Annotated in this window: 18 protein-coding genes; 11 read left to right on the top strand and 7 right to left on the bottom strand. The window is 56.9% G+C overall.

The window, feature by feature from the left end:
- The first annotated feature begins 133 nt into the window (after positions 1 to 133).
- A complete protein-coding gene (gene hemB, locus DYY88_RS20265) occupies positions 134 to 1132 on the top strand; it encodes a porphobilinogen synthase (RefSeq protein WP_039727150.1) in 999 nt (332 codons plus the stop codon).
- A gap of 106 nt (positions 1133 to 1238) precedes the next feature.
- Here hemB and DYY88_RS20270 read toward each other — a convergent pair whose 3' ends face one another.
- The 6 genes from DYY88_RS20270 to DYY88_RS20290 form a co-directional block, all read right to left on the bottom strand.
- Positions 1239 to 1646 carry a hypothetical protein gene (locus DYY88_RS20270; protein ID WP_039727151.1) on the bottom strand — a complete coding sequence of 136 codons (408 nt, stop codon included), beginning with the start codon at positions 1644 to 1646 and terminating at the stop codon, positions 1239 to 1241.
- 368 nt (positions 1647 to 2014) lie between these two features.
- Positions 2015 to 2494, bottom strand: coding sequence for a globin family protein (locus DYY88_RS20275; RefSeq protein WP_039727153.1), 480 nt, complete (start codon positions 2492 to 2494; stop codon positions 2015 to 2017).
- 309 nt (positions 2495 to 2803) lie between these two features.
- Positions 2804 to 3310 carry a DUF6653 family protein gene (locus tag DYY88_RS20280; RefSeq protein WP_044151238.1) on the bottom strand — a complete coding sequence of 169 codons (507 nt, stop codon included), beginning with the start codon at positions 3308 to 3310 and terminating at the stop codon, positions 2804 to 2806.
- A gap of 48 nt (positions 3311 to 3358) precedes the next feature.
- Positions 3359 to 3511 (bottom strand): hypothetical protein, encoded by a 153-nt coding sequence (locus tag DYY88_RS24550; protein WP_160299553.1) that lies wholly within the window; start codon positions 3509 to 3511, stop codon positions 3359 to 3361.
- Positions 3512 to 3612: 101 nt separating this feature from the next.
- A complete protein-coding gene (hetR, locus tag DYY88_RS20285; RefSeq protein ID WP_201279008.1) occupies positions 3613 to 4566 on the bottom strand; it encodes a heterocyst differentiation control protein in 954 nt (317 codons plus the stop codon).
- Positions 4567 to 4738: 172 nt separating this feature from the next.
- Complete coding sequence (locus DYY88_RS20290; protein WP_201279009.1) at positions 4739 to 7204, bottom strand: alpha/beta hydrolase family protein; 2466 nt, start codon at positions 7202 to 7204, stop codon at positions 4739 to 4741.
- A gap of 442 nt (positions 7205 to 7646) precedes the next feature.
- On the opposite strand from DYY88_RS20290, the gene DYY88_RS20295 reads away from it, so the two are divergent.
- The 8 genes from DYY88_RS20295 to DYY88_RS20330 all read left to right on the top strand — a co-directional run bounded on the left by DYY88_RS20295 (position 7647) and on the right by DYY88_RS20330 (position 20137).
- The gene (locus DYY88_RS20295) at positions 7647 to 12236 is read left to right on the top strand and encodes an EAL domain-containing protein (protein WP_207223359.1); all 4590 of its coding nucleotides are present in this window, start codon (positions 7647 to 7649) and stop codon (positions 12234 to 12236) included.
- Positions 12233 to 12595, top strand: a complete 363-nt coding sequence (locus DYY88_RS20300) for a c-type cytochrome (RefSeq protein WP_039727156.1) — start codon at positions 12233 to 12235, stop codon at positions 12593 to 12595. The genes DYY88_RS20295 and DYY88_RS20300 overlap by 4 nt, the downstream gene beginning before the upstream one ends.
- A gap of 104 nt (positions 12596 to 12699) precedes the next feature.
- Complete coding sequence (locus DYY88_RS20305) at positions 12700 to 13368, top strand: Uma2 family endonuclease (protein WP_039727158.1); 669 nt, start codon at positions 12700 to 12702, stop codon at positions 13366 to 13368.
- A 128-nt stretch (positions 13369 to 13496) separates the two neighbouring features.
- On the top strand, positions 13497 to 13961 hold the full coding sequence (locus DYY88_RS20310) for a response regulator (protein WP_039727160.1): 465 nt from the start codon (positions 13497 to 13499) through the stop codon (positions 13959 to 13961).
- 283 nt (positions 13962 to 14244) lie between these two features.
- Entirely contained in the window at positions 14245 to 16554 is a 2310-nt protein-coding gene (locus DYY88_RS20315) for an ATP-binding protein (protein ID WP_039727161.1), read from the top strand.
- The gene (locus DYY88_RS20320) at positions 16508 to 16954 is read left to right on the top strand and encodes a response regulator (RefSeq protein WP_039729938.1); all 447 of its coding nucleotides are present in this window, start codon (positions 16508 to 16510) and stop codon (positions 16952 to 16954) included. The genes DYY88_RS20315 and DYY88_RS20320 overlap by 47 nt, the downstream gene beginning before the upstream one ends.
- A complete protein-coding gene (locus DYY88_RS20325) occupies positions 16954 to 18963 on the top strand; it encodes a hybrid sensor histidine kinase/response regulator (protein ID WP_039727164.1) in 2010 nt (669 codons plus the stop codon). Before DYY88_RS20320 ends, DYY88_RS20325 begins: the two co-directional genes overlap by 1 nt.
- Before the next feature lie 100 nt (positions 18964 to 19063).
- Positions 19064 to 20137 carry a 4-hydroxyphenylpyruvate dioxygenase family protein gene (locus tag DYY88_RS20330; RefSeq protein WP_039727165.1) on the top strand — a complete coding sequence of 358 codons (1074 nt, stop codon included), beginning with the start codon at positions 19064 to 19066 and terminating at the stop codon, positions 20135 to 20137.
- 359 nt (positions 20138 to 20496) lie between these two features.
- Here DYY88_RS20330 and DYY88_RS20335 read toward each other — a convergent pair whose 3' ends face one another.
- Positions 20497 to 23334, bottom strand: coding sequence for a TIR domain-containing protein (locus DYY88_RS20335; protein WP_039727168.1), 2838 nt, complete (start codon positions 23332 to 23334; stop codon positions 20497 to 20499).
- Between the two features lie 191 nt (positions 23335 to 23525).
- Between DYY88_RS20335 and DYY88_RS20340 the strand changes: the two genes are divergently transcribed.
- Both DYY88_RS20340 and DYY88_RS20345 read left to right on the top strand, forming a co-directional pair.
- Positions 23526 to 24485: a HEAT repeat domain-containing protein gene (locus tag DYY88_RS20340; RefSeq protein WP_039727170.1), complete on the top strand. Its 960-nt coding sequence runs from the start codon at positions 23526 to 23528 to the stop codon at positions 24483 to 24485.
- A gap of 132 nt (positions 24486 to 24617) precedes the next feature.
- Entirely contained in the window at positions 24618 to 25658 is a 1041-nt protein-coding gene (locus DYY88_RS20345) for a hypothetical protein (RefSeq protein ID WP_152624676.1), read from the top strand.
- Positions 25659 to 25849: the final 191 nt, after the last annotated feature.

The following is a 25849-nucleotide window of genomic DNA, read 5'->3' on the forward strand; positions in this document are numbered from 1 at the left end:
TGTAAGCAGGTTGTAAAGACGGCATCCTCAGCAACGTAGACTTTTAACATTCTGCGATCGCGTCCCTGCTCATCAGTGTCGGCGAGCGATCGTGGGTTTGCTCCTTTGGCCTGCTCAGTGCATTTGTCAATCTATGTTTCCGACTCATCGTCCTCGTCGTCTCCGGAGCCATCCCCAACTGCGCCGCATGGTGCGCGAAACGGTGGTTTCGACTAATGATCTGATTTATCCCCTGTTTGCAGTCCCCGGTGAAGGGGTGGCCGAAGAGGTCAAGTCCATGCCAGGGGTCTACCAACTGTCTATCGACAAAATTGTCGAAGAAGCCAAGGAAGTTTACGACCTGGGCATTCCTTCCATCATTCTGTTTGGCATCCCCGATACCAAAGACACCGAAGCGACGGGTGCCTGGCATGATTGCGGCATCGTGCAAAAAGCCACCACGGCGGTGAAAGAAGCGGTGCCTGATCTGATCGTCACCGTTGACACTTGCCTCTGTGAATACACCGACCACGGTCACTGTGGCTATCTGGAAGTGGGTGATCTGAGCGGGCGTGTCCTCAACGATCCCACGCTGGAATTGCTGAAGAAAACCGCCGTTTCTCAAGCCCAGGCAGGCGCTGACATTATTGCGCCCTCTGGCATGATGGACGGCTTTGTTACGGCCATCCGCGAAGGCCTGGATGCCGCTGGGTTTACCAATATTCCGATCATGTCCTATGCGGCGAAATATGCGTCGGCGTACTACGGTCCCTTTCGGGATGCGGCGGACTCGGCTCCCCAGTTTGGCGATCGCCGCACCTATCAAATGGACCCCTCCAACAGCCGCGAAGCCCTCAAAGAAATCGCCCTCGACATTGATGAAGGGGCCGATATGCTGATGGTGAAACCGGCTCTGGCCTATATGGACATTATTCGGCAGGTGAAAGACGCGACGGATCTGCCCGTGGCGGCCTATAACGTCTCTGGCGAATATTCCATGGTGAAGGCCGCCGCGCTCAACGGCTGGATTGACGAACAAAAAGTCGTGCTTGAAACGATGACTAGCTTTAAGCGATCGGGCGCGGACTTGATCCTGACCTATCACGCTAAGGATGTTGCCCGCTGGCTCGACAAAGTCAACACGATTTTTTAGGCATCCCAACAGAACAGCGGCTGATCGCAATTAGCAATCAGCCGCTGTTTTTTGCGTCACAAGTCAGTCATACGCTGTGTCCAGCGCCTAACCCCCAGCGGGAGAGTTATGGGCAACTCAAGTCGCTGTAGAGTTGTTCGCGAGCCGTCTGCACGGTTGCCAAGCTCTCGCTTACCTGAGTCGCAGCCTCGCCCAGGGTATCCCGACCCGAAATACCGTCTACTGTTCTTTGCAGATCAGCGTAAGCCGTTTCTACGCCAACAATGCGAGCATCTTGCACCGTGTTGGCTGCCGTTTTCATCGCCTCGTAAGAACTCACCACGTCTTCGCGAGCCGTTTGCAACTCATCCACCGTTGAGTCGGCTGTTAATTGACCATAGGCGGCCAGGGAACTGCCAAAATCATCGATCGCACCACATAGGGCGGCTTCTGCATCCGCGACAGAGGGGGTGCCACCACCGCAAGCGGCGAGCAGCAATGGCAAAGACCACAGGGCTTTAAGGGTTAATTTCATGCTTCTTATTCCAAAGCGAGTTTTAACGTCTTTTATAAATACCTCATTCAGGGGACAAAAAGTAGTCTATTTAACAAAATGCTTGGACGTTAACTGTATCCAGAGCTCCCATGCTTTTTACTAAGAGCAACGGAACTGGCAGGACGTATTTGGCCGCGATCGCCCCAGAAACGGCTGCGGTGCCCTGCCCCGGCTTTCCCCAAGGATGCCTTAGTCAAGGACTCTCAGGACTGCTTGGGCGACCCGCATCGCCACCCAACCCGCAAATGCAAAACCCTGACAGGGTGAGCCGCCAGGGCGAAAGAGGAATCAGGAATGCGGCTGACAGAATGGACTCATGTGGCAAATTGACGCCGAGCCACCCCCCATCAAACGCGCGTTGGCCCTAAAGTGACTCGAGTCAGCTCAATCAAGGGACAAAACAATGCGGCTTCATCGGCAGTCAGCAAGTTCTTCAACACTTTCTGCATAGCTCGGTAGGTGGCTTCACAGCTGCGTTCAGCCTTAAACGATTGCATGATCGTCTGAAACCAGATCAATAGCTTCTCTTTGAAAACCACTTCATCGTCCGTGAGGACAGCTGTAGCGGCATAGCGTATCAGGCGCACCGTATCTCGCTGCCATTTGGCAGTCAAGTCTTGACCATTGATGATCAGTAAATCGGGCTCCTTGGTTTTCAATTCGAAGAGCACTTTGTCGATAATTTGGGGCTCTAGCTTTTGCAGCTTTTGGTAAAGCGCAAATCGGAGTCGCGCTGTTTTGAGATAACGCTGAAAAAAGAGAAGTTCGTCATCGGTCGCGTACCGGCCATCGGCCTGGACACAAAGTTGGTCAATTTGCTGGATCATGAGCCGGATAAGAATTAAGTGTGTGAGCAGAACGCTAACCAAAGATACCCGAATCTTGACATTTATTAACAATTAATGAGTAGGTGATTCTGCTGTTCTTTGGTTCTGTAAATCTTTTTGTGGTGGGGCTTTAATATTTCCAGCTTACTGACATGGCCAGATGATTTCCAATCACGGTGGAGATTGCTGCGGTTGAGTCGCGATCGCCGGACGAGATTGCCCACGTCGCGGCCGCAATCCCCATCTGGAAGGCTGGCATTGCTTTCTGATTCAGTCACCAGGCCCTTGATCGACGGACTGAATAGGCTGCTAGTAGAGCCATTCTTGATACTGGGGGCAGCGATCGCTCATCTCGTCACACAGCCACACCATGCGATCGAGAAACCACGTTTTGCCCAAAATCACCCAGGATAGTCCCATCAGGGTGAGGTAGGGATGCAGACTCCAGAGACCCCAAAGGCAAATGCCAAAGCCGATCGCGTTGACAGTATTGGTCACTGCGATGACTGGACGATGATGCCGAGGAATCGGCACTTGCTTCTGGTTGAGCCAAATCCGCTCACCAATGACCGCTTTGGAGGCCCATTGCCGAGTGGTTTTCGGTTTGGGAAACATTCGAGGATTGAGCCAAATCCACAAGATGACTAAGAGCGTTGGCAGCAGCGCGAACCATCCCCACCAAACCCGCGACCAAATTGCCCCGATCAGCAAAGGTAAGGCCCCATAACGGGTCCAGACACTCCAGGGGTTGGCGTGGCGACTCCAAACCTGATCGGTCATATGAAACAGGTTAGTCAGTTGGTCAAGGCTAGTCATGGGCAGTGACTCCCTGGTCAGATATTCGGCAGATCATGCAATTCACCGCTATTTTTTCAACCCCATGAGCAAGATGAACACCCCTAAAAGTAAGGCTTCGGTACCCAAGAGGCCATTCAAGGTCTGGGCATCTTCTGGTTTGAGGATGAAGTGCGATCGCAACAGCGGGTCAGGTCCAAATTGGCAGAACCGCCTGTCCAAAGGCGTTGTAGTGCAGTTTGCAAGAAGTCGAGGGATCGCATGGTGACTCAATGGACGGTTTTTGCGAGTCTCGGCTGTCCTAACTGATTCAATTCTCATCCCTAAGCGTCACCCGGCTCGCGAGTACCCGCCGCAAGTTGCAAAATCATGGGGTGGCCGCCCTCTTGGTGATACTTATCGGCCCAAGCTTTGAGCATCGTGTCGAGTTCTGCCAGGGCTTTCTCCCGCTGCTCTGGCGCCACATCAAACACTTCTAAGCCGCGTAGCACATCAGGCTGTTCGACCACCCAATCTTGCATGAGCTTACCAAAGCGAGCCAAGTCGTCGATCATGGTGAAGACCCGCTCTTGCTGACCTTTGGGGGCATAGTGGGTGCGCGTCAGCGCAAAAATCGGAATCGATAAAAAGGGAATATCTACCTGGGTGACCGTGCCAGAGTGCAGCAGTCGAAATTTGATGTGCTCAGTCAGGGCATCACTCAGCGGCATCTGGCGACTGGGGGGATATTCAGCCTGCGACTTTTCGTGGAGCAGCTGAATCAGATCTAAAAACTCCAGCATGTCTAAAAACCGGGCGGAGGGCAGATCTGCTGGCAGTTGCTCATACAGTGCTTCATGCTCTTTGGCACTGAGGTAATGGTTGTTGAGGCGGCATTGTCCGGCTTCCCAGGGATATTTTTCCTGCCAGAGGAAGGGCAGACCAATGAGGTAGTAGGGCTCTTGGTCGCTGAGGCTGGTGAGAGATTTGCCGTCGGCTTTCAGGGCTTCGACCTCTTTGACGATCGCCCGCACCCGCTTTGGCTCAACATGATGCAAAAAGCTGGTTTTACGGACGTTGTGGCCCTGTTCTAAATAGGATGAATAGATCGCTAGTTTGGCTGCGGTGTTCGCCGCTTCTAGAAACGAGCCATACCGATGCCCCCCAAGCTTCATCACGCTGATGGCCAGGTAAAACAAGATGCGATCGGCCGAACTCACTTTTAGGTCGGCAATGATTTCGGTATCGTCTCCAACGGGTAGAGACACTTCCTGAGCAGACGTCGCGGATTCGGTCACACTCCTGCACTCATATCAAAGAGAACGATTCGCTAAAAACGGCATCCTGTGGCTTAGTTAGGCAAGTTGACCAGACACATCCGGCTCTCACTCGTTAATGGCCTAACCTGTCAGGCATTGTAGTTCGACAGACCGACAAGTTTCCAGCCTGTTTGTAATTTGACGCAGGTCATCAAGGGGCGATCGCGGCTGGCTGCTCAGTATCCGGTGAGGCCCGCTCCGGCTGTTTGAGATACGTGGCCAACCAGCGCTCCATTTCCCACAGCACATGACCAACCGCTTCGCGCGACTCATAGCCGTGCCCTTCCAACGGTAGTTCGACCCAACGGACCGTGCCGCCGAGCCCTTTGATTGCGCCATAGAGCCGTTCGCTTTGAATCGGATACGTGCCCGCATTTTCGTCATTGGCCCCATGAATTAAGAGCAACGGTTCATTAATCTTTGCCGCGTGGGTGAAAGGCGACATCGTTAAATAGGTATCGGTCGCGTCCCAAAAGGTGCGTTGCTCACCCTGAAAGCCAAAGGGCGTCAGACTGCGGTTGTAGGCTCCGCTATTGGCAATCCCCGCTTGGAATAAATCGGTGTGGGCCAGCAAGTTAGCCGCGGTGAACGCACCATAAGAATGGCCGCCGATCGCCAGTTGATCGCGCCGACTAATGCCCTGTTCAACCAGATAGTTCACCACCGCCTCAGCACTCTGAGTGAGTTGTTCCACATAGGTATCGTTTGGTTCAGCGTCGCCTTCGCCAATGATGGGCATGGTCGGCCCCATGACGATGGCATACCCCTGAGTCAACAAAAAGCGGGGATCATAGGCGTAGGGACGACGAAAGGCATTTTCCGCCGTGGTGACCTGCGAAGCGGCATCGCGACTTTTGAACTCTTGGGGATAGGCCCACAGAAACGTTGGCAGTGGTCCATCCGTGGCGGGATCATGACCCGGTGGGAGATACAGCGTCGCCGATAGCATCACACCATCGGCTCGCTCATAACGAATCACCTGGGGCACCAAATCTCGATACCAAGGACGCGGGTCGGCAAAGTCGGTTAGCGCGATCGCCTCGCCCGTCATCAAATCGTGTCGCCAATAATTGGGGGTTTCCGCCGTCGATTCGCGGTGGGTGATGATTTGGGTGGCGTCATCATTCAGCAAGGCCACCACAGATTCGTAATAGGGATCAGCCGCTTGCCACAGGCGGGTTTTTGCTTGCGTGGCGAGGTGCCAGCGATCGAGAAAGGGATACACGCCCTCGGGCGACGCGCCCCGTCCCCGGAGGTAAAGGCTCTGTTGATCGGGAGAAAGCATGAGGACGCGGCGTTGATAGGGACCAGGCGTCGTCATCGGTTGGCCCGGATCGTTGTAGCGGTCTTGATAATCGCGATCGTCCAGCAGCGTTGGCGGCTGTGCTGGAGTTTCCGGATTGAGCTGCCAAACGCGGACGCGGCGGGTGTCGTACCAGGCTTCAATGCCGAGGGCGAGGGTGTCGTGGCCCCAGAGAATGTCGTTGTAGCGGAGTTGGGTTTGCCACAGCGGTTCAGGCGGCTGCTGAAAGGGGGCCGACAGTTGAAATACGGCGTCGCGGTACTCGACTTCGGCGCTGGCATCTCCCCCGTCGAGGGCTTCGATCCAGTACAGGGTGGCGGGGCGATCGCTGCGCCAACCCGTCGTACGTCGGCCAGTGCGCACCGAGTCAAAGGTGACCGGAATATCATCGGCCAGCGGCAAGTCATCCACGCGATATACCTCTTCCCCCGCTTGATTGAGCACGCTGATGCGTTTAGGAAAGAGTCGTGCGGGCACCTGGTAGGAAAACGGTCGCTGGATTGTGCGCAAGAGAATCCACTGGCCATCGGGGGAGGGCGCAGCGGCGGCGATCAGTTGGGGAGCGGTCAACACAATGCGATCGCCCTGCAAATCCACGCGCGCCAGTTCTGAGGTGAGGTAATGCTCAAACAGGGCTTCATCCGCGGGCGACTCTAGCAAGTTAGTGTAGGTGCGTACCGGAGCAGTGCGCCCCAGGTTTTGCTCAATGCGCGGCCCCGTCGGAACGGCGTGGGCGATCGGCGCTGGCCCCAAATTAGCGGGCACCATTTTGCAGAGCAGGCCGGCATCGTTCGCCAGCCAACGACAGGGCGCACCGTAGGTATTGTTGAGGGTGGGCTCGGTCAGTTGCCAGGCTTTGGCCGTTGTCATATCGGCGACCCACAGCGCCACACCCGTCGGTTCATCCAGGGTGAACGCCAGCAGATTACCCGTGGGCGACCAGCGGAAATTGCGAATGCCCGCAGCTTGGGGAAGGGCGATGTCCACTTGCTCGCCAGTGGCGATCGCTTGCACCGTCAGGCCCACAAACCCATAGGCCTGGGCGGGCGCTCTCAAGGCCGGGTTGAGCTGCAGCCCAGCCAGTTCTAGCCGGGGTTGGGCCAACTCCGCGAGTGGCGTCAAGGCGGGACGATGCAGCCGCACGAGCCATTGGTGATTGGGGGAAATAATCACGCCCGGATACCAGGGCGTATCCAGCATCGAGGCGATGGGTTCGGGCGGTTGTTGCCAGGTGGCTTGGGCCATTGCAGGAATGAAAGAAACGCTAATTAGGCCGACGACAATTCCTAATAGACGGCGAAATGGCTTTTTCATCAGCAAGACATTAGGCGACGGTCGGCAACTTTGTTGTTTATCCTGCCATGTTTGAGTTGTAAAAGTCTTGTGGAGAGAAAAACATCCGCAATTCTCAACGGATCGGAAATTAAATGATGTGCTGATTTATCCCCTCGCGGGAGGGGTGCCTGTAGGGCGGGGTGGGTTCCGACGCGGGCTCTTATCCCTTCTGAGGATGCGATTTCTATGAGTCACGGGTGCTCCAGCGGCAACGGTTGGCGTCGAGTCATCAAGCGGCCAGGGAACGCTTTTTTGGGCATGTTAACCCTAGCAACCCCCGTTAGATAGAATTGGTACAACCTAAAGAGCTTTCGTCAAGGTTGACGTTTGCGGCGATCGCTTCTTTCACTGTCAACCACTTGCAACAGCAAACAACTGTCTAGCTGGGTTGTGTCAAGGTGCTGGCACCCGGCTTAGCAATGTGTTGCCCCCCACGAAGTATTTGCTGTTCTTTCCTGAATTTCTGATGGCCCACTCTTCCCGCGCGAACTCTCCCCCTCAGTTAGAAAACAATTTCCTGGCGATCAATCCAGAAGCATTAACCCTGCTCCAAATGATTTCGATGGAAGTCAGCAAAGCCGCTGATTTTGAGTCGGCGTTGACCTGCCTGCTAGAGCTCGTGTGTAGCCACACAGCATGGGTTTATGGGGAAGTGTGGCTGCCCTCAGGCCCTCAAGTGCTAAAGCATAGCGGGGTCTGGTTTGCCTCACATCCGCAATATCATGCCTTTAGCCAAGGGAGCCAGACTTGGACGTTTGAGGCGGGACAAGGCTTGCCTGGGCGCGTCTATCACTCGGGGCAAACCGAGTGGATTGCCGATGTCGCAGAGGCCTCATCGTCTCTGTTTAAGCGCCGCGATTTGGCGGCGGAATATGGCTTGGGCGCGGCTGTCGGGGTGCCCGTTTCGCTCGACGATGACACCCTGATGGTGCTGGTGTTTTTGATGAATGAGGCGCATGCTTGCGATCGCCTCCAGATTCATCTAGTCGAAGCCGTCGCCGCCCATTTAGGCGCGATCTTGCGGCTCAAACGCACCGAAGCTGAGCTTTTGACCCACCAGCAATATTTGCAACGGTTAATGAATACCCTGCCGGGGATTGTGTTTACGGCCAAAGGCCCCCCCGACTGGAAGATGCGATCGCTCAGTGACGGTTGCCTGCGCCTCACCGGCTATAGCCATGCCGATCTGACCACCGAAACTGACCCGATCTCTTATAACGACATCACCCATCCTGACGATTTGCCCGGAGTGCTGGCCGCGATTCAGCAAGCGCTCTCGGCGGCGCAATTTTACGAGGTAGAGTACCGGATCATCACCCGCAGCGGTGAAACCAAATGGGTATGGGAAAAAGGGCAGGGCGTTTTAGATCAGCAGGGCAATCCCATCGGGCTGGAGGGGTTTATCACTGATATTTCGACTCTCAAGCAGGCCGAAACGGCGTTGCGCGAAAGTGAAACCCGTTACCGCATGCTGGCAGAGCGATCGCTCGACCTGATCTCACAACACGACCTGCATGGCAACATTCAGTACATGTCTTCGGGCTGTCAGAATTTGTTGGGCTATGCCGCCGCCGAACTTGTCGGCAAATCACCCATGTGGCTCGTGCATCCCCAAGACCACCGACACGTTGTTCATTACTTCCGCCAATTTTTAAGCCGCCAAACCACGCACCCCTTGCGGTTCCGCATGCGGCATCGCGATGGCTCCTATCGCTGGTTTGAAACCATTAGCTGCATGATGGAGCAGTCCATCCTGACGGATGAGGCCCAAGTGTTGGCCGTGACCCGGGACGTGACGCAAACCGTGGAAGCCGAAACGACCCTGGTTGATCGAGAAAAGTTTCTCAATCTCGTGCTCGATAGCATTCCTCAACGCCTGTTTTGGAAAGACCACAACGGCGTTTATCGGGGCTGTAACCAGACGTTTGCCGAGAGTATTGGGCTGCCGACGACGGCGGCTGTGGTGGGCAAGACTGACTACGACATTGCGGCCTATTCGCCCGAAGCGGCCCGCCAGTTTCGGCAGCAAGATCACCAGATCATGCAAAATAATTGGCCTGAGATTAACGTCCTAGAGCAGCATGGCCAGGGGGCCGAGCAAACCTGGATTAATGTCAGCAAATTTCCCATTCACAATGCCGAACAGCAGGTGGTCGGCGTACTCGGTAGCTTAGAAGATGTGAGCGATCGCATCGAGTTTCAGCAAAGTCTTAACCGTCGCGAACAGTATTTGACTGCCCTGGTCGAGCTGCAGCGCCAGCTCCTTGATTTAGACGACACCTGGAACCATGAGCGATTTGAGGCCACCCTCGAACCCTTGGCGACCGCCACTGGCGCCAGTCGCGCCCTGTTATATGTCGTTGATGCTCACGACCCGAGCCGCCTGTTACAAACCGCGCAGTGGACGGATGCCGAGACGCCCTCGACCTTTGGCGATCCCCAAGTGGCGGTCTTGGCGCGCGATGGCGCTCTGGCCGACTGGACCGCTGCATTGGCCCAAGGTGAATGCATAAACCAAACGGTGGATGAGTTTCCGCCAGCAATTCGGCCCATTTGGGGAGCGCCGCCGTCTAATGTGAAATCCATTTTGTTATTGCCGTTGCTGATTCGCGGGCACTTTAACGGCTTGGTGGGATTTAGCAATTGCCAGGTGGCGCGGCAGTGGTCGCCGTCTGAAGTGACGTTGTTGCGGGTGGCTGCCAACGCGATCGCGATCGCCATGGAGCGTTTACAAGCCGAGCAGTCACGACAACAGGCCGAGAGCAAATATCGCAGCATTTTTGAAAACGCCGTTGAAGGGATTTTTCAAACCACCACTGAGGGGCGCTACATCACCGTCAACCCGATGTTGGCGAAGATCTATGGCTATGACTCGCCGGATGATTTGATCACCAGTTTGACCAATATTGCCACTGAGCTCTACGTGGATGTGCACCAGCGCCACACGTTTGTGGAACGCATGCTCCGGGACGGCGCGGTGATCGGCTATGAGTCGGCGGTATACCGCAAAGACGGCAGCATCATCTGGATTTCGGAATCGGCCCGCACGATTTTCGATGCCCAAGGACAGATCATGGGGTTTGAGGGCACGGTCGAAGACATCACCCAGCGCAAACAGGCAGAAATCGAGCTGCACCAGCGCGATCGCCTACTGGAAGGGGTGGCTCAAGCGAGCCAGCAGTTGCTCACCAACCTCAATGTCGAAGACTCCATTCACAAAATGCTGGCCACCCTGGGCGAGGCTGCTGCTGCCGATCGCGTCTACATTTACGAAAATCATCTGCATCCGATATCCGGTGAGCCCTGCATGAGCATGCGCTACGAATGGACGCAAGCCCACATTACTCCCAGCATCCATCAATCGCACTGGCAAAACAAATGCTATAGCGAACACGGCCTCATTCGCTGGTATCGCGCCTTGCAGGCAGGGCAGTCCATCCGGGGACGAGTGAGTACCCTGCCACTCCAAGAACAAGACTTGTTGAGCCGGGATGCGATCGCGTCGATTTTGATGGTGCCGATCTTCATTGACCAGGACTTGTGGGGCTACATCGGGTTTGACGCTTGCGACCCCGACCGCGACTGGACCCCCAGTGAAGAATCCATTTTGGTGACGATCGCCGCCAGTGTTGGCGGTGCCCTCAAGCGCCAACACACCGAAGCCCAAATGCGCTACCAGGCGTTTCATGATCCCCTCACGGGGCTGCCCAATCGCACCGCCTTTAATCAAGAACTGCCGCTGATCATCACCGCCGCCCGTCGCCGCGACCAGAGGGTAGCGGTCATGTTTTTAGACCTGGATCGGTTCAAAAATATCAACGACACCCTCGGCCATGCGATCGGCGATCAGCTCTTGGTACAGGCCACCCAGCGTTTGAGTGACGGTTTGCGCCGCGAAGATTTACTCGCCCGGTGGGGCGGCGACGAGTTCACGCTGATCTTGCAAAACATTGACAGCCTCGACGAAGCGAGTCGCGTCGCTGAGCGTCTGAGCCAAAAACTCAAGCCCCCCTTCCTGATTGAGAACCACGAACTTTACGTGACCAGCAGCATCGGGATCGCCGTCTTTCCGCAAGATGGGGATAGCGTCACTACCCTGTTGCAAAATGCCGACGCCGCCATGTATGCCGCCAAAGCCGCTGGTCGCAATACCCATCGCTTTTACACCTCGACCCTGAGTTCCCACGCTTCCCAACAGCTGCTCCTCGAAAAACACCTGCATCAAGCGTTACAGCGCGAAGAGTTTCGCCTCTACTTTCAGCCTCAAATTGATGTGGCCCAGGGACGCATCTGCCGGATTGAGGCGTTGTTGCGCTGGCGCAGTCCAGAACTGGGTGAAGTTATGCCCAATCAGTTTATTCCCATAGCGGAGGAAATCGGCCTCATTATTCCCCTCGGTGACTGGGTGCTCAAGCAAGCCTGCTGTCAGCTCCAAATCTGGCAAGAGCAAGGCTTTTCCGACTTGGAAATCGCCGTGAATCTATCGGCGCGGCAGCTGCATCATGCGACCCTGGTGCAAGACGTGGAACAGGTGCTGGCGGCCTTTGACTTGGCCCCCCAGTCGCTGGAGCTGGAGGTGACTGAAACCGCAGCGTTGTCGAACTTGGACGTTTCCATCGCGACGCTGCAACAACTCCGCCAGCTAGGCATTCGCTTGGTGATGGATGATTTTGGCACCGGTTATTCATCCCTCAGTTATTTGAAGCGGTTGCCGTTTCATGGCTTGAAAATCGATCGCTCTTTTGTCGAAAACATTCCCAACGATGCGCAAGATATGGCCATGCTCAAGGCCGTCGTGGCGCTAGGGCAAGCGCTGCAATTGGGCTTGGTGGCCGAAGGGGTCGAAACCCCCGAACAAGCCACCTACTTGAGAAGTCTAGGGTGTGAGCAGATGCAGGGGTATTGGTTTAGTCGTCCTTTGAGTCGTCAGGCCATGACGGCGTTTTTGCAACGGCACTGGCCTCACTACAATACAGACAACACAACTGGCGTCACGAAACAGGAATCATGATGGTGCGATCGCTGCTCAAGTTCGGGCTCTGCCTGCTCGCTGTGCTCTGTAGTGGACTGCTCTGGCTCCCGCTGGGGGCGACGGCAGGAGACTTACAAGAGCCAGAGGCGTCGGCACCGGCTTTGTTTGAAACTCACTGTGCAGGCTGTCACGTCGGCGGGGGCAACATCGTGCGACGGCGCAAAACTTTGAAGCAGCGAGCCCTAGAACGCAATGGCGTAGATTCCGTCGCGGCGATCGCTAATCTGATCACTAATGGCAAAGGCATTATGTCGGCCTATCGCGATCGCCTCACCGCAGCAGAAATCGATCAACTCGCCCAGTACGTTTGGCAACAAGCCCAAGACGACTGGCAGTAACCCCTGCACCACACCGCAAAGGGGAGCAATGGCATTCTATTTGGCCTGTACCCGCACCCAATGATTATCATGAAACTCAGCGTTGCAGTCGAGTCTATCCTTCTATGACCCTGTCCCTCGCCCCGTTCAAGACCCGCGATCGCTATCAGCATCAGTACAACGCCACTTGGCAAGACTATGTGGCAGTGCGCGATAGTGACGCGATCGACTGGCAAAAAATCGCTTTTGACGAAGGATGGTTGTGGATTGATATGGGATCAGAAGGGCCAAACCACGCTTCTTTGAGTGACTTAATTACTATCATCATTGGCTTTTGGGCCTTTCTGCATCCAGATACGCCGCTGCAATCCTATGGGCGATGCTTGATTGAGCATCCTGATACCCAAGCCTGCGCCCCTGATCTGGTGCTCTATCGAGGGGATGACATACCGCGTTGGCAAAGTGGGGAACCGCGCCGGATCGTCGCACCCAGCCAGCGCCTGCCGGACTTGGTCGGCGAAATATCTGACACGACCCTGAGCCTTGATTTAGACGAGCAAAAGCAACTGTATGCCAAATTGCAGATCCCTGAATATTGGGTGGTAGATGTCAAAGGTTTACGACTCTTTGCGTTTGGCCTCACGCCTGCCGGTGTTTACGAACCGATTCAGACGTCACAAGTGCTGGCTGGACTCGCCATCGACTTAGTCGAGCAGGCGATAGAGCGATCTATGACGGAGACCAACACTGCCGCCGCCAACTGGGTGATGACTCAGTGGCGATCGCAGCAGTAGTGCTCAGGTAGGATCGCGTGCGCGGCGAAGACCAAATCCTTGCGATTGATAGCGACCTGGCGAAAATCGGCCCCAACAGGAGAGATTAATGCCAGAATGGACGGCAGTTTTTACCATCAGAGAATTTGATGCAGGATCCGTCCGCCCCGCGCCTGATCTTAGTGCTACAGTCCGATCCCGCCCATGTCAGCGTGATTCGAGACGTGCTCGCCCATCATGAACTGCAGCCGCAATTGGTGGCGATCGCCGACCCCCAAGCCGCCCTCGACTATTTGCATCGCCAGGGCGAGTACGCCACGGCCCAGCGCCCCGACCTGATTTTGCTGGATTTGGAGTTAGGCCACAACGCCGAGGGCATGGCCGGGGCCAGCAACGGTTATGAGCTTTTAGCGACCATCAAAGGCGATGCGCGATTGCGCCGCATCCCCATCATCGTGCTGACCCTCTCGGACTGTCCTGACGACATTTTCAACACTTACGCCATTCAGGGTAATTGCTATGTGATTCACCCCAGCGATCGCGACCAACTCACCCACATCTTGCGCCGCATTGAAGATTTTTGGCTCAACATTGTGACCCTGCCCCAGGAGTGAACACTGTCACGAGTAAAAATACTTGCAACATTCCGTCAAGGAAGCCCGATTTTTAACACGTTTACCTAAGCAATTGACTCGTTTTAATACAGCAATGAGTCAATTTATTGCAATAAAAAACGCTTTGTCTCACCTTTTTTAAACCTTCGCGTTTGTTTAATAATTCCCCAGTAGAAACGCCAAATGACTGTTCTATCTTCGAAGTGAAAGGTGCTGTGTTTCCACGCAACGTTTCACAGTGCGGATTTGCTTTTAACAGCCTTTTAATGCGGAGAGAGTGGATATGAACAGCCAAGCCCTACAGATCAGCGATCGCAGTTTAGCCAGCCTCAAGCAACCGGCGATCAACACTCTGACCCAAGTGCAGCCCCACGGGGCTATTCTCGTGCTCAAAGAGCCAGACATGACGGTGCTGCAAATTAGCCGCAACGTTTCTAAGCTATTCGGTCGACCCGCCGAAGACCTGGTCGGCAAGCCTTTGGAAGATATTTTGGATTCCTATCAGGCCGATCTCTTCCTCCGGGCTCTTGCTGCCGACAATCTGGATTTGATGAACCCCGCTAAGGTTTGGGTGCGGCGTCAAGGGGATGATTATGGCGTCTTTGATGCGATCGTGCATCGCAGTGCGGACGGCTTTTTAGTGCTGGAACTTGAGCCCGCACTCATGCAAGAAAATATTCCCTTTTTGGGCTTTTATCATCTCGCCAAAGTCTCCATTAATCAGTTGGAAGCGGGTGCAAAGCTCAACCAGTTTTTCCAAATGATTGTGGAAGAAGTGCGTAAGGTGACGGGGTTCGATCGCGTCATGCTGTATCGCTTTGACCAGGATGGTCACGGCGAAGTGATGGCCGAGGACAAAATTGCCGACCTGGAATCCTACATGGGGCTGCACTTCCCCGAGTCCGACATCCCCGCTCCGGCCCGCAAGATGTTCGTCTCCAACTGGATTCGCACCATCCCCGACGCCACTGCCGAGCCAGTTGACCTCTATCCCGAAGTGAACCCGGTCACCAACCGCCCCACCGATCTCATCCAATCGATTTTGCGGAGCCCCTACCCCTGTCACCTGAAGTATTTGGAAAATATGGGTGTGGGTTCATCCCTCACCATTTCGTTGATGAAGGACCAGAAGCTTTGGGGACTGATTGCCTGTCACCATCGCACGCCCCGCCAAATCCCTTATGAATTGCGGAAAGCCTGTGAATTTTTGGGCCGCATGATTTTCTCTGAGATCGCCAACCGCGAAGAAGAGGCCGACACCAACTACCGGATGCAGCTCTCGCAAACCCAGGCCTTGCTGATTGATGCGATGTCGCGAGAGGACAGCTTCATCGACGCTCTCGTACAGGGGGATCCCAATCTGCTGGATTTGGCGAAGGCGAGCGGGGCGGCCATTTGTTTCAACGGGCGGTGGACCACCCTCGGGCTGACTCCCAACGAAGAAGAACTGACCTATTTGGCGCAGTGGCTCAGCAACAACGTCTCCGAAGACGTGTATTACACCGACTCCCTACCGCGCATCTACTTCGAGGCCGAGCGCTTTAAGGACATTGCCAGTGGCTTGCTGGCGATTCCGATTTCCAAACGCAGCTTCATTCTGTGGTTCCGGCCTGAGGTGATTCAAACGGTGAATTGGGGCGGCGATCCGAACAATGCGTACCACTTTGAGGGCACCCAAGACGACCCGCAGCTGTGTCCGCGCCAGTCCTTTGCCCTGTGGAAAGAGACCGTGCAGCTGAAGTCGCTGCCCTGGCAGCCAGTGGAAATTCGCAGCGTGTTGGAATTCCGCAAAGCAGTCGTCAACATTGTGCTGCGGCAGGCGGAGGAATTGGCGCTGCTGGCCCAAGACCTGGAGCGGTCTAACGCGGAGCTGAAGAAATTTGCCTACGTCGCGTCTCACGATTTGCAGGAGCCGCTGAATCAGGTGGCGAACTACGTGCAACTGCTGGAAATGCGCTATGACGACGCCCTGGATGACGACGCCAAGGACTTCATCAACTTCGCGGTGGATGGTGTGGGCCTGATGCAGACGTTGATTGATGACGTGCTGGCCTATTCCAAAGTGGATGTGAAGGGTATTGAGTGTGCCTTGACCAATGTGGAAGAGTCGCTGACCCAGGCGATCGCCAACCTGCGGGGCCGCATTGCGGAAACTCAGGCCACGGTCACCTACGACAAGATGCCGACGATGGTGGCGGACGGTACGCAGCTGATGCAGCTGTTCCAAAATCTGATTGGCAACGCCATCAAGTTCCGGCGGGCGGATGTCGCGCCCCAAATTCACATTGGGGTGGAGCGCACGGAGGAATCCTGGCGGTTTAGCGTCAAAGACAATGGCATTGGGTTGGATCCGCAGTTCGGCGATCGCATTTTTGTGATCTTCCAACGTCTGCACACCCGCGATGAATATCCGGGCTCGGGCATGGGGCTGGCCATCTGCAAAAAAATTGTGGAATGCCACCGGGGACAAATCTGGGTCGAGTCGGCCCTGGGAGAAGGTGCCAACTTCTGCTTTACGCTGCCTGTGGGAGGTCTCGATGCCAGCCATGCCAACCGATGGAAGACGCAAAACTATCTTTTTAGTGGAAGATAATCGCGGCGATATTCGGCTGATTCAAGAAGCGCTGAAAAGTACCGCCGTGGATTGTGAGGTAGCGATCGCCCGCGACGGCGTCGAGGCCATGACTTATCTGCGGCGCGAGGGCGACTTTGCTGAGGCCACCCTCCCCGACCTGATTTTGCTGGACTTAAATCTGCCCCGCAAAGACGGTCGGGAGGTGCTGGCCGACATCAAAGCCGATCCCAATTTGCGCCACATTCCGGTGGTGGTGTTGACCACCTCACGCAACGAGGAGGACATCTTCAACAGCTATGACCTGCATGTGAACTGCTACATCTCGAAATCGCGCAACCTCAAACAACTGTTTCAGATTGTGCGCGGCATCGAGGAATTTTGGCTGGAAACCGTCGCGTTGCCTTACACCGATCCCTAATGTGTCCTATTGAGAACATTCTGCTGATTGAAGATAACCGGGCAGAGGCGCGGCTGCTCCAAGAAACGTTGAAAGGGAGTGTGCTGCATCAAGCTCAGGTCGCTGCGGTGACGCGCCTGACCGAAGGCATTGAGCATTGCCGCAGCCATCCGGTCGATGTCATCATGCTGGATCTGACCCTGCCTGACAGCTATGGCCTGGCGTCGCTGGATAAGCTGCAAACCCAAGTGCCCCAGGTGCCCGTCGTTGTGCTGACGAACACCAACGACGACGCGCTAGCGGTGGAAGCGGTGCGGCGGGGGGCGCAAGACTATTTGGTGAAACGCCAGGTGAATCAAGAGCTGCTGGTGCGATCGCTGCGGTATGCGATCGAGCGCCAGCAAATTGAAGAAGCCCTGCGGGAGGCTAATGAAACCCTGGAACAACGGGTGCAAAGGCGCACGGCCCAGCTAGAAAACGCCAACCAACTGCTGCGGCAAGAGATTTTGGAACGACAGCATTTTCAAGAGCGCTTGGTGCTGGCTCAACGCGCCGCCAAGATGGGCACCTTTGAGTGGAATTTGAGCAACGGTGAGGTGATCTGGTCGCCAGAACTCGAAACCCTCTACGGGATGGCGGCGGGCGCATTTCAGGACAACTACGATCGCTGGCTGCAAACCCTACATCCCGACGATCGCCCCGACATCGAGTTGGCCCTCCAGCAAGCCCTTACCGACCAAAAGCCCTTGGAGACGGAATTTCGGATTGTGCGCCGCGACGACACCACTCGGTGGATTAGCGTACAAAGCAAGGTCTTTTTTAGCGACAGTGGCGAACCCCAGCGCATCGTTGGCATTCACCGCGATGTCACCGAAAACAAAGACCTGCAAGCGCAATTTCTCCGCGCCCAACGGCTCGAAAGTCTCGGCACCCTGGCCAGCGGCATTGCCCACGATTTGAACAATATCCTGACCCCGATCTTGGGCGTCACCCAACTGCTCCCCCTCAAATTTCCGGATCTGCCGGACTCGACCCAGCAGTTACTCGACACGCTGGAATCCAGCGCGCGGCGGGGGAGTTCGCTGATCAAGCAAATTCTCTCGTTTGCCCGCGGGGTCGAAGGCAAGCGCATCACCCTCCAGCTGTCCCATATTCTGCAAGAAATTCGGCTGATCGTGAACCAGACGCTGCCCAAATCCATCGAAATTTCCCTGGGGTTGGAGCCCCACCTGTGGCCCGTGGTGGGGGATGTGACCCAGCTGCACCAGGTCTTTATGAATTTGTGCGTCAATGCCCGTGACGCCATGCCGGAGGGCGGTAGCCTGCGCATCGAGGGCTGCAATGTGCAGTTTGACGAGGTGACGGCGGGCGAGTTTTTAGCAGCCCAACCGGGGCCTTATGTGCGCGTCACCGTTGCCGATACCGGCAAGGGCATTCCGCCCGAAATTGTCTCCCGCATTTTTGACCCGTTTTTCACCACTAAAGAGATTGGCAAGGGCACGGGCCTGGGCTTGTCGGCGGTGATGGGCATTGTGCAAAGTCACGGGGGCTTTGTAGATGTCAAAAGTGAGGTCAATCAGGGCAGTCAGTTTGCGGTGTATCTGCCCGCTAGCCGGGAAGCGGCGATCGCCCCCGACGACAATACCAATCTGCTCGCGGGCCATCAGGAGACTATTCTGGTGGTGGATGATGAAGCGGCCATTCGCTCGGTGATGGCGACGGTGTTAGAGCTCAACCACTATCAGGTGCTCACCGCTGAGAATGGGACCGCCGCGCTGGATCTGTATCAAGACCAGTGGCGCACCATTGATCTGGTGCTGATCGACATGATGATGCCGGGGATGGATGGCGCGACGCTCATGCCCCTGCTGCAACATTGGAATCCTCACCTGAAGGCGATCGCCACTAGCGGCGTCAATGCTTACCAAACCTCTGATTTAACCACTCATCTCGGCTTTTGTGATTTCCTAGCCAAGCCGTTCAACACGCCCGACCTGCTGACGATGCTGCGCCGCCATTTAGATGAGTGAGGGGACCGGACGGCGAGCAAAATCCCTCTTGCGTAACTATCCAAATGATCCCTCCCATGCCTACAGTAGGCTGTAGCAGTCAGAAGACGCAGGTTTGGGGATGGATTTTGAGTATTTGCATCTCTTTGTGCACAATGCGGCGGTTTGGCGGGACTGGTTTGTCAAAACGCTCGATTTTGCCGCGATCGCCGCGCCGACGTGGCAAGCTTTTGGCGAGTTGGCCGTGCAGCGCGATCGCATCCTCATTTTGCTCTCGTCACCGGGCTCGGGCCGTCGCGAGGTCTCGCACTTTCTCCACCACTATGCCGAGGGGGTAGGCGATGTGGCCTTGCGGGTGCGCGATTTGGACGCGATCGCGGCGCGGCTCCAGCGCTTGGGCGTCCCGTTAACAGCTCCCATCAGCACTGAAGTGACGGCGGCGGGGCCGCTACGGTGGTGTCGCATTTCGGGCTGGGGTAGCCTGACCCACACCCTCATTGAGCGTCCCGCCGACCCGCCGCGATCGCCCGTTTGGACTCCCCCCCGACCCATCGCGTTGCCCTGGCTGGCGATCGACCATGCCGTGCTGAATGTGCCGGAGGGCGAACTTTTGGCGGCGGCCACCTGGTACGAAAAGTGTCTGGGCTTCCAGCCGGAGCAGCAATTTGTGATCCAAACGCCGCGATCGGGCCTGCGCAGTCTGGTGCTCAAACACCCCGACGGCGATGCCACCCTGCCCATCAACGAGCCCACCTCCGACAATTCCCAAGTGCAAGAATTTATCACCCAACATCGGGGCGCGGGCATTCAACATGCGGCCCTCAAAACCGCCGACTTGGTGACCACCATTGCCGAGCTGCGACGACGGCAGGTGCAGTTTTTGTCGGTGCCCGCCAGCTATTATCAGCAGTTGCCGAACCGGGCCGGGTTTTGGCGTGCAGCGGGGGATTGGGCCGCGATCGCCCAGCAACAAATTCTGGTGGATTGGCCCGCCGACTCCCCCCAGTCTCGCCTGCTGCAAACCTTTACCCAGCCCCTCTTCGAGCGGCCCACCTTCTTTTGGGAATTCATTGAGCGGCAGTCGGCCCCCACCCCCACGGGTCAGCGCCCCGCCGATGGCTTTGGGGAAGGGAATTTTCAGGCGTTGTTTGAAGCGATCGAGCGGGAGCAGCAGTCACGGGGCAGTTTGGGATAATCCACCTTGTTGGCTGGGCGTCGCGCCTGGAATGCCCAGCCAGGCTCAGAAGTAGAGTATTAGCATCTGTCCGAACCTCACCGCCTGCGGCACCTCTCCTAAGCCCTTCGGGCAGGCTGCGCCAACGCAAGGAGAGGTTTAAGAAGACTCTGGTTCCTCTCCTTTGCAAGGTGAGGTTAGGTGAGGTTTTCCCGAACACGCAAAACTCCAGCTTCACCTTGGTTGAAGTTACTCATAGCGGGCCTGACGGGCGGGACGCCCGTGCCGACAAACCGCCACCCATCCCACCGACTACCCCCACCCACTTCACCCACCTCACCGATCCCATCACCCAACCACCCAGCCACCCTCATACCCTGCTACTCCCCCACCCTCTCTCCCAACTCCCGCAACAACGCCCCCGCCTCATCAAACGCCACGCGATACACATACTCGCCGCCATCACAGCTTGCCAGCTCCCGCGCCTGCCGCGCGTGCCCCAACGCCGCCGCCCTATCGCCCTGCTGCAACGCCTGCTGCCCCAAAAATAGCCGCACATCCGCCCCTTGCAGACTGTAGCCGGTGCGCTCCGTAATCAGCAGCGCCTCCTGGGCCAGCCGTAGCGCCGCGTCACCCTGCCCCTGCGCGGCCCGCAACCGCGCCAGATCGAGCAGAATATCGGCTTCGTCATAAATTGCATTAATGGTGCGGCAGCGGGTGAGAGCCTCGCTGAGGTGGGTGTCGCTCTGGGCCCGGTCGCCATTGAAGCGGTGGGCCGCCCCCAGCAGCCAGTGCGATCGCACGTAGTCTCGCTCATACGGAAATTGAGTGCGGGCCGTTTCATCGGCGAGGTCGAGGGCGCGCTGGGCGGCGGCCAATGCCGTAGCCGCAGCAGATGCTTCCCCCGCCCGCTCCTTGAGCAGGGCAGCGAGGGCACGGTAAGCCCAGATAATACCCTGACCCTGAACGTAGCTCTGCTGCTCGAATATCGCCAGCGCTTGGTCGAGCTCAGTGGCGGATTCGGCCCAATTGCCTCGGTAGGTTAGCAGTCGGCCCAGTTCTTGGTGAGCGATCGCCTCCCTGAACTCATCCTCAATCTCCTGGCAGAGGGCGATGCGGCGGCGCAGGTTGGCCTCTGCAGCTTGGAGGGCACCGATGGGGAGTTGCGCCATGTGAGCCAGGTTGCCGAGGGCGATCGCCCAATTTCCCTTATCCTCCCGCCGCTCATAAATTTCTGTTGCCTGCTCAAACAACGGCACCGCCCTCTCAGGCTGACCGCTGAAGCTGTAGACACAGGCTAAGTCGTTTAAGGTTCTACTACAGGAGCCTTCATTACTTAATTTCGGAAGGCAGTTTTCTCCGTCAGGAAATAGGGCTCTCAGTAATTCGATCTGAAGCTGGTAGGCTCCAAGTTGGTAATAGGTAGGCTGATCAAGACGCTCTTGAAACAGTCTCTGCGCCTCGTCATACTGCCCTGCTCGCACCATATGGTGATACAGCTCAATCACCGGCTCCAGATCCGCCATCGTCCCCACCCGCTCCGGTTGCGGCACCGCCTCAAAGTAGTCTCGCAGTTGCGCATGGGCTGCCGTGCGCTCGGGCCTCGCCATGCGGTCATAGGCATAGCGCCGCACAATCGGGTGCAGGTCAAACCGCCGCGTCGGCCCATCAAACTGCAACAGCCCCCGCGTCACCAAATCCCGCAACAATTTCTGTAGGGGCGCACGGCCGTGCGCCCCTACGGCATCCCCAAATTGCCCCACCTGCGCCAGCACGACAATTTGCACCGGCCCCCGAAAACAGGCAATCCGCCCCAATAGCTGCCGCGCCGCCTCCGACAAATTCTCATACGATCGCGCCAGCACATGATTCCGCCGCTGCACCAGATCCCCCGTCAAATCCAGGCTCGCCGCCGCCTTCACATCTCCCGGATATTCAAAATCATCCAAAATGAAACCCGCCAGCAGCCGCAAACTCAGCGGGTGATAGCCATACGCCCCACAAATCTGTGCAATCTCTGCCCGCGTCCCCCGAATCCCCTGCTTCCAGAAAAACGCCACCGCATCCTCCGGCTGCAGCTGCGTCAGCTCCACCTCCCGACAGCCCTGCAGCACTTCCCGCGACGAGATTTCCACCGCCCGTGGCCGCAGCCGCGTCGACATCAGCACCCGGCCCCGCACCCCCGGCAAACTCGCCACCCCCCGCAAAAAATCCTCCGCCAACGGATTCACACAGTCCCGCCCCGAGTCAGCCCTCACCCCCGGCCCCTCTCCCAAAACTGGGAGAGGGGAGGTAGAGCTTGGCTCTTCCCGAAGGGTGGGATCCGCAGGCTCATCCCCCTGATACGCCGCCCCCATGCCGCTATACGCCCGCAACTCCCGCTCAAACCCATCCAGCACCAGCAGCACCCGCCGCTCCTGAACCAGCCTCAACAGTTCATTCAACTGCTCCCGCTTGCTCGGTCCCGGCTCCCGCCCCGTCAAATATCCCAGCGTCTCGTATAAAAAAGCGTCAAAGCTCGCCGACGTTTCATAAAAGCTCCACCACACCACCTGCGGCCACTGCCCCGCCGCTACCCGCTCCGTCAGCCAACACCACGTCAGCGCACTCTTGCCAAAGCCCCCCAGCGCCCGCAACACCAACAGCGCCGGGGTACTCTCCCCCGCCAGCCACTCATCCAGTAGCCCCAGCTCCGCCTGTCGCCCCGTAAAGTTTGGCGGCATGCCATAGGGGTGTGCCAGTAACCAGCCACTCGGGGTTGGTGATTGATCAGCGGCTATAGGTTGTGGGGATTTTCCCAAAGCGGTGAACAGTTGCGTCCAGGCAAAGATAATGTCGTCCGGGGTCGCAAAATCGATGTAGGTCAGGAAATCGATGCTGGTTGGCAGCTCACAGGGCTCTTTTAACAGCGGTAACAGCCTGCGTTTACGATTCACAGGATCCTTAGTTTGCAGCAAATACCGCTCAAACAATGTCCAGTCACTTTCCAAGTAATTGGGCGTTAAGACGAGGAGCGTCTTACGGCTGGTATTTGCCGCTCGTTCAATTTCCTCTAGCGTCGGGGCTCCCCGTTCAAAGTCCCGGTAGTCAATGCAGACCCGGAGCTTTGCGTCTTCCAGTCGTCTGAGCAGTTCGCCCCGCACCCAATCCTTGTCCTGGGTACTGTAAGAGATAAACACGTCGTATGCGTAAGACTCTGGGGCGGGGGAATCGGGCATAGTCCAGAGGGTGTCGGGCCAGCAACAAAAAATTCTGCTACTACTATATTTTGCGAGCCTGGACTGTGCCACTTTTGCGAGCTTGGAGGGTGCCACTAAACAGTCCAAGGGCAAGGGGGCAACGGAGCAGAGGGGCAGAGGGGCAGAGGGGCAATGGTTATTCTGAGAAGTGCTGAGGCCAAGGGCGAGTTATGGCGAAGTCTCGGAAACTAGAAGCATTAACGGCAAAGCTGAACGCGGTCCGGGCGGACCCGACCTCGGCGGCGGGGGTGGCAACACTGACGGCGGTGATTGGCAGCCAGCACAGCATCGCGATCGCTCAGGCCGCCAATCTGGTCAGCACCAGCGAGATTTACGCTCTGATCCCGCCGCTCGTCGATCGCTTCCACTGGCTGATGGAAAAAGCGGGCGATCGCGATCCGGGATGTCGAGCCAAGGCGGCGATCGCGGAGTGTCTGTACCGTTTGGAGCATCGAGACGCGGACCTGTTTCTCCAGGGCATTCGCCATTTGCAGCCGGAGCCCGTGTGGGGTGGCCAGGTGGATACGGCTCCTAAGCTGCGGGGCCTCTGCGCTCTGGGCCTCGTGCGGATGAACTATCCCGACGTGATGGTGGAGCTGGCGGATCTGCTGGCCGACTCGGAACCGGAGGCACGGATTGGGGCGGCGCGGGCGATCGCCTACAGCGAAAATCCGTTGGGGGTGGCATTGCTGCGATTGCGCATCAAGGTCGGTGACATGCCCACGGTGCTGGGGGAATGCCTGTCGGCGCTGTTACAGCTTTCAGTGGAACGGGGAATGCCCCTGGCGGCTGAGTTTCTGGAAGCAGGGCGCAGGGCATCAGATGATCGGGCCGCGATTGAGACGGCGGAGGTCATCGCTCTGGTGTTGGGCGAGTCGCGATTGCCCGAAGCGTTTCCGGTGCTACGGGACTGGTGGCAGCGTACCACCCATCGGGAACTGCGACCAACGGGCTTGTTGGCGATCGCCATGCTGCGCCGCGAGGACGCGATTCAGTGGCTGCTGCAACTCCTCGCCGACGCCCCCAAACCGGATGCCGCAGCGGCCCTGGAGGCGTTGGGCCTGTACCAAAATGACCCGATCCTGTGGCCGCAGGTGCAGGCAGTGTTGGGCAACCGACCGGAGTTGTAGCACCAGGCTCAAACCGGGTGATGTCAAGCCCTCTAACGGGGACTAATGAGTCGCACTCAAAAGGGCCGCATTACCCGTCATCCTTTCAGTGATACATTAAGTTCTAAATTTTACGGTCACCCCCATCGCCCCATGCAAATTGTGAGCCAAACGACTTCAGAACTACGGCTACAAAGCGTCGTTGAGCGTCAACGGTTGATGCTGCCCATCGGCTTGTTGAGCGTCGTAGTCGTGGGCCTCGGCCTGGCGATCTTGGCGGGGGCCGTCAATATTCCCCTCTTATTTATTGTGGGACTTTTCGGCTTCTTGGGGGGAACGATGCTCAATGATGAGTGCAAGTCGGAAGTGCTCACGCTGGATCGGGGCGCGGATCAGCTGCGGTGCGATCGCAAAACCCTCTGGGGCACCCAACAGTGGCAGTTGCCGCTGTCCACGTTGCAAGATGTCAGCGTTGTCACCCGCCAACGTCGCCGTCAAAAAGCCAATGGCAACGAGGGTACCCAATGGTTCTATAGCCTCCAGTTTGTGGCTCCAGGTCAGGCCCCGCAAACGTTGCTGTATTCTCACGATGGCGACAGCGTCAATGCCGCTTACCGAACCATTCATGATTTTCTAAGGACGACCCATTCCGCTACTTCCGCAACTAATGCGCCGTCTAACCTGCCTAGTGGTCAGGGCATTGGCCTGGTCATGACGTCAGACTATGAACGCTGGCGTCAAGAGATATTTACCCGATCGCCCGAACAGGCTGGTGGCACTAGTGATGAGCGCGATCGCGTCTATGGGGTGTTGATGGATATGGGCATGTTGGACTCGTCTACGTCGCAACTGTGGGCCATCTCCATGACTGCCTGGCTCAGCGGTGAGGCTTCCTTCTTTCCGACGCCGGGGGGCGCAGTCATCGGCCTTGGGAGTGAACCACAGGTCGCAGAGGCGGCCCAGACGATTCTGCAACTCGCGCAGACGGTGCTACCGAATGCTTCTCCTTTGCCTGATCAGGCTCTCCCCGATCAACCAGACTTAGTCCAGTTTTGGCTATTCACCCCTGGCGGTGTGTATGGAGTAGCGGATATGCTCCAACGCCTGCGAGTACCCTCGAATGACTGGGGACAAATGTTTCAGCAGTTTAGCCTGATTCGACAGGTGGCCGAACGTCAGTTGGATCAACGATAGCGACCCGAATGCTGATTGCGGTCGGCATCGCCGCTGTTCCCTCTTCAACGCCCACGACGCAGTGCTCGTTCTGTGCGCTGTCGTTGTTGTTGGCAGGTTGTCTGTTCAACCCAAACGAGACTCGGCAACGCGATCGCGCCACGCGCCATCAGCAGGTGCGGCAAAGGGGACGGTTCCCTGCTGTGCCCGTT

Source organism: Leptolyngbya iicbica LK, from assembly GCF_004212215.1.
Classification (GTDB): domain Bacteria; phylum Cyanobacteriota; class Cyanobacteriia; order Phormidesmidales; family Phormidesmidaceae; genus Halomicronema; species Halomicronema iicbica.

Coding starts and splice junctions, on each gene's coding strand:
- DYY88_RS20305 (WP_039727158.1), top strand. CDS start 12,700: ATGACCCTGTCCCTCGCCCCGTTCAAGACCCGCGATCGCTATCAGCAT.
- DYY88_RS20320 (WP_039729938.1), top strand. CDS start 16,508: ATGCCAACCGATGGAAGACGCAAAACTATCTTTTTAGTGGAAGATAAT.
- DYY88_RS20340 (WP_039727170.1), top strand. CDS start 23,526: ATGGCGAAGTCTCGGAAACTAGAAGCATTAACGGCAAAGCTGAACGCG.
- hemB (WP_039727150.1), top strand. CDS start 134: ATGTTTCCGACTCATCGTCCTCGTCGTCTCCGGAGCCATCCCCAACTG.
- DYY88_RS20345 (WP_152624676.1), top strand. CDS start 24,618: ATGCAAATTGTGAGCCAAACGACTTCAGAACTACGGCTACAAAGCGTC.
- DYY88_RS20290 (WP_201279009.1), bottom strand. CDS start 7,204: ATGAAAAAGCCATTTCGCCGTCTATTAGGAATTGTCGTCGGCCTAATT.
- DYY88_RS20275 (WP_039727153.1), bottom strand. CDS start 2,494: ATGATCCAGCAAATTGACCAACTTTGTGTCCAGGCCGATGGCCGGTAC.
- DYY88_RS20280 (WP_044151238.1), bottom strand. CDS start 3,310: ATGACTAGCCTTGACCAACTGACTAACCTGTTTCATATGACCGATCAG.
- DYY88_RS20300 (WP_039727156.1), top strand. CDS start 12,233: ATGATGGTGCGATCGCTGCTCAAGTTCGGGCTCTGCCTGCTCGCTGTG.
- DYY88_RS20270 (WP_039727151.1), bottom strand. CDS start 1,646: ATGAAATTAACCCTTAAAGCCCTGTGGTCTTTGCCATTGCTGCTCGCC.
- DYY88_RS20325 (WP_039727164.1), top strand. CDS start 16,954: ATGTGTCCTATTGAGAACATTCTGCTGATTGAAGATAACCGGGCAGAG.
- DYY88_RS20335 (WP_039727168.1), bottom strand. CDS start 23,334: ATGCCCGATTCCCCCGCCCCAGAGTCTTACGCATACGACGTGTTTATC.
- DYY88_RS20330 (WP_039727165.1), top strand. CDS start 19,064: ATGGATTTTGAGTATTTGCATCTCTTTGTGCACAATGCGGCGGTTTGG.
- DYY88_RS20310 (WP_039727160.1), top strand. CDS start 13,497: ATGCAGGATCCGTCCGCCCCGCGCCTGATCTTAGTGCTACAGTCCGAT.
- DYY88_RS20315 (WP_039727161.1), top strand. CDS start 14,245: ATGAACAGCCAAGCCCTACAGATCAGCGATCGCAGTTTAGCCAGCCTC.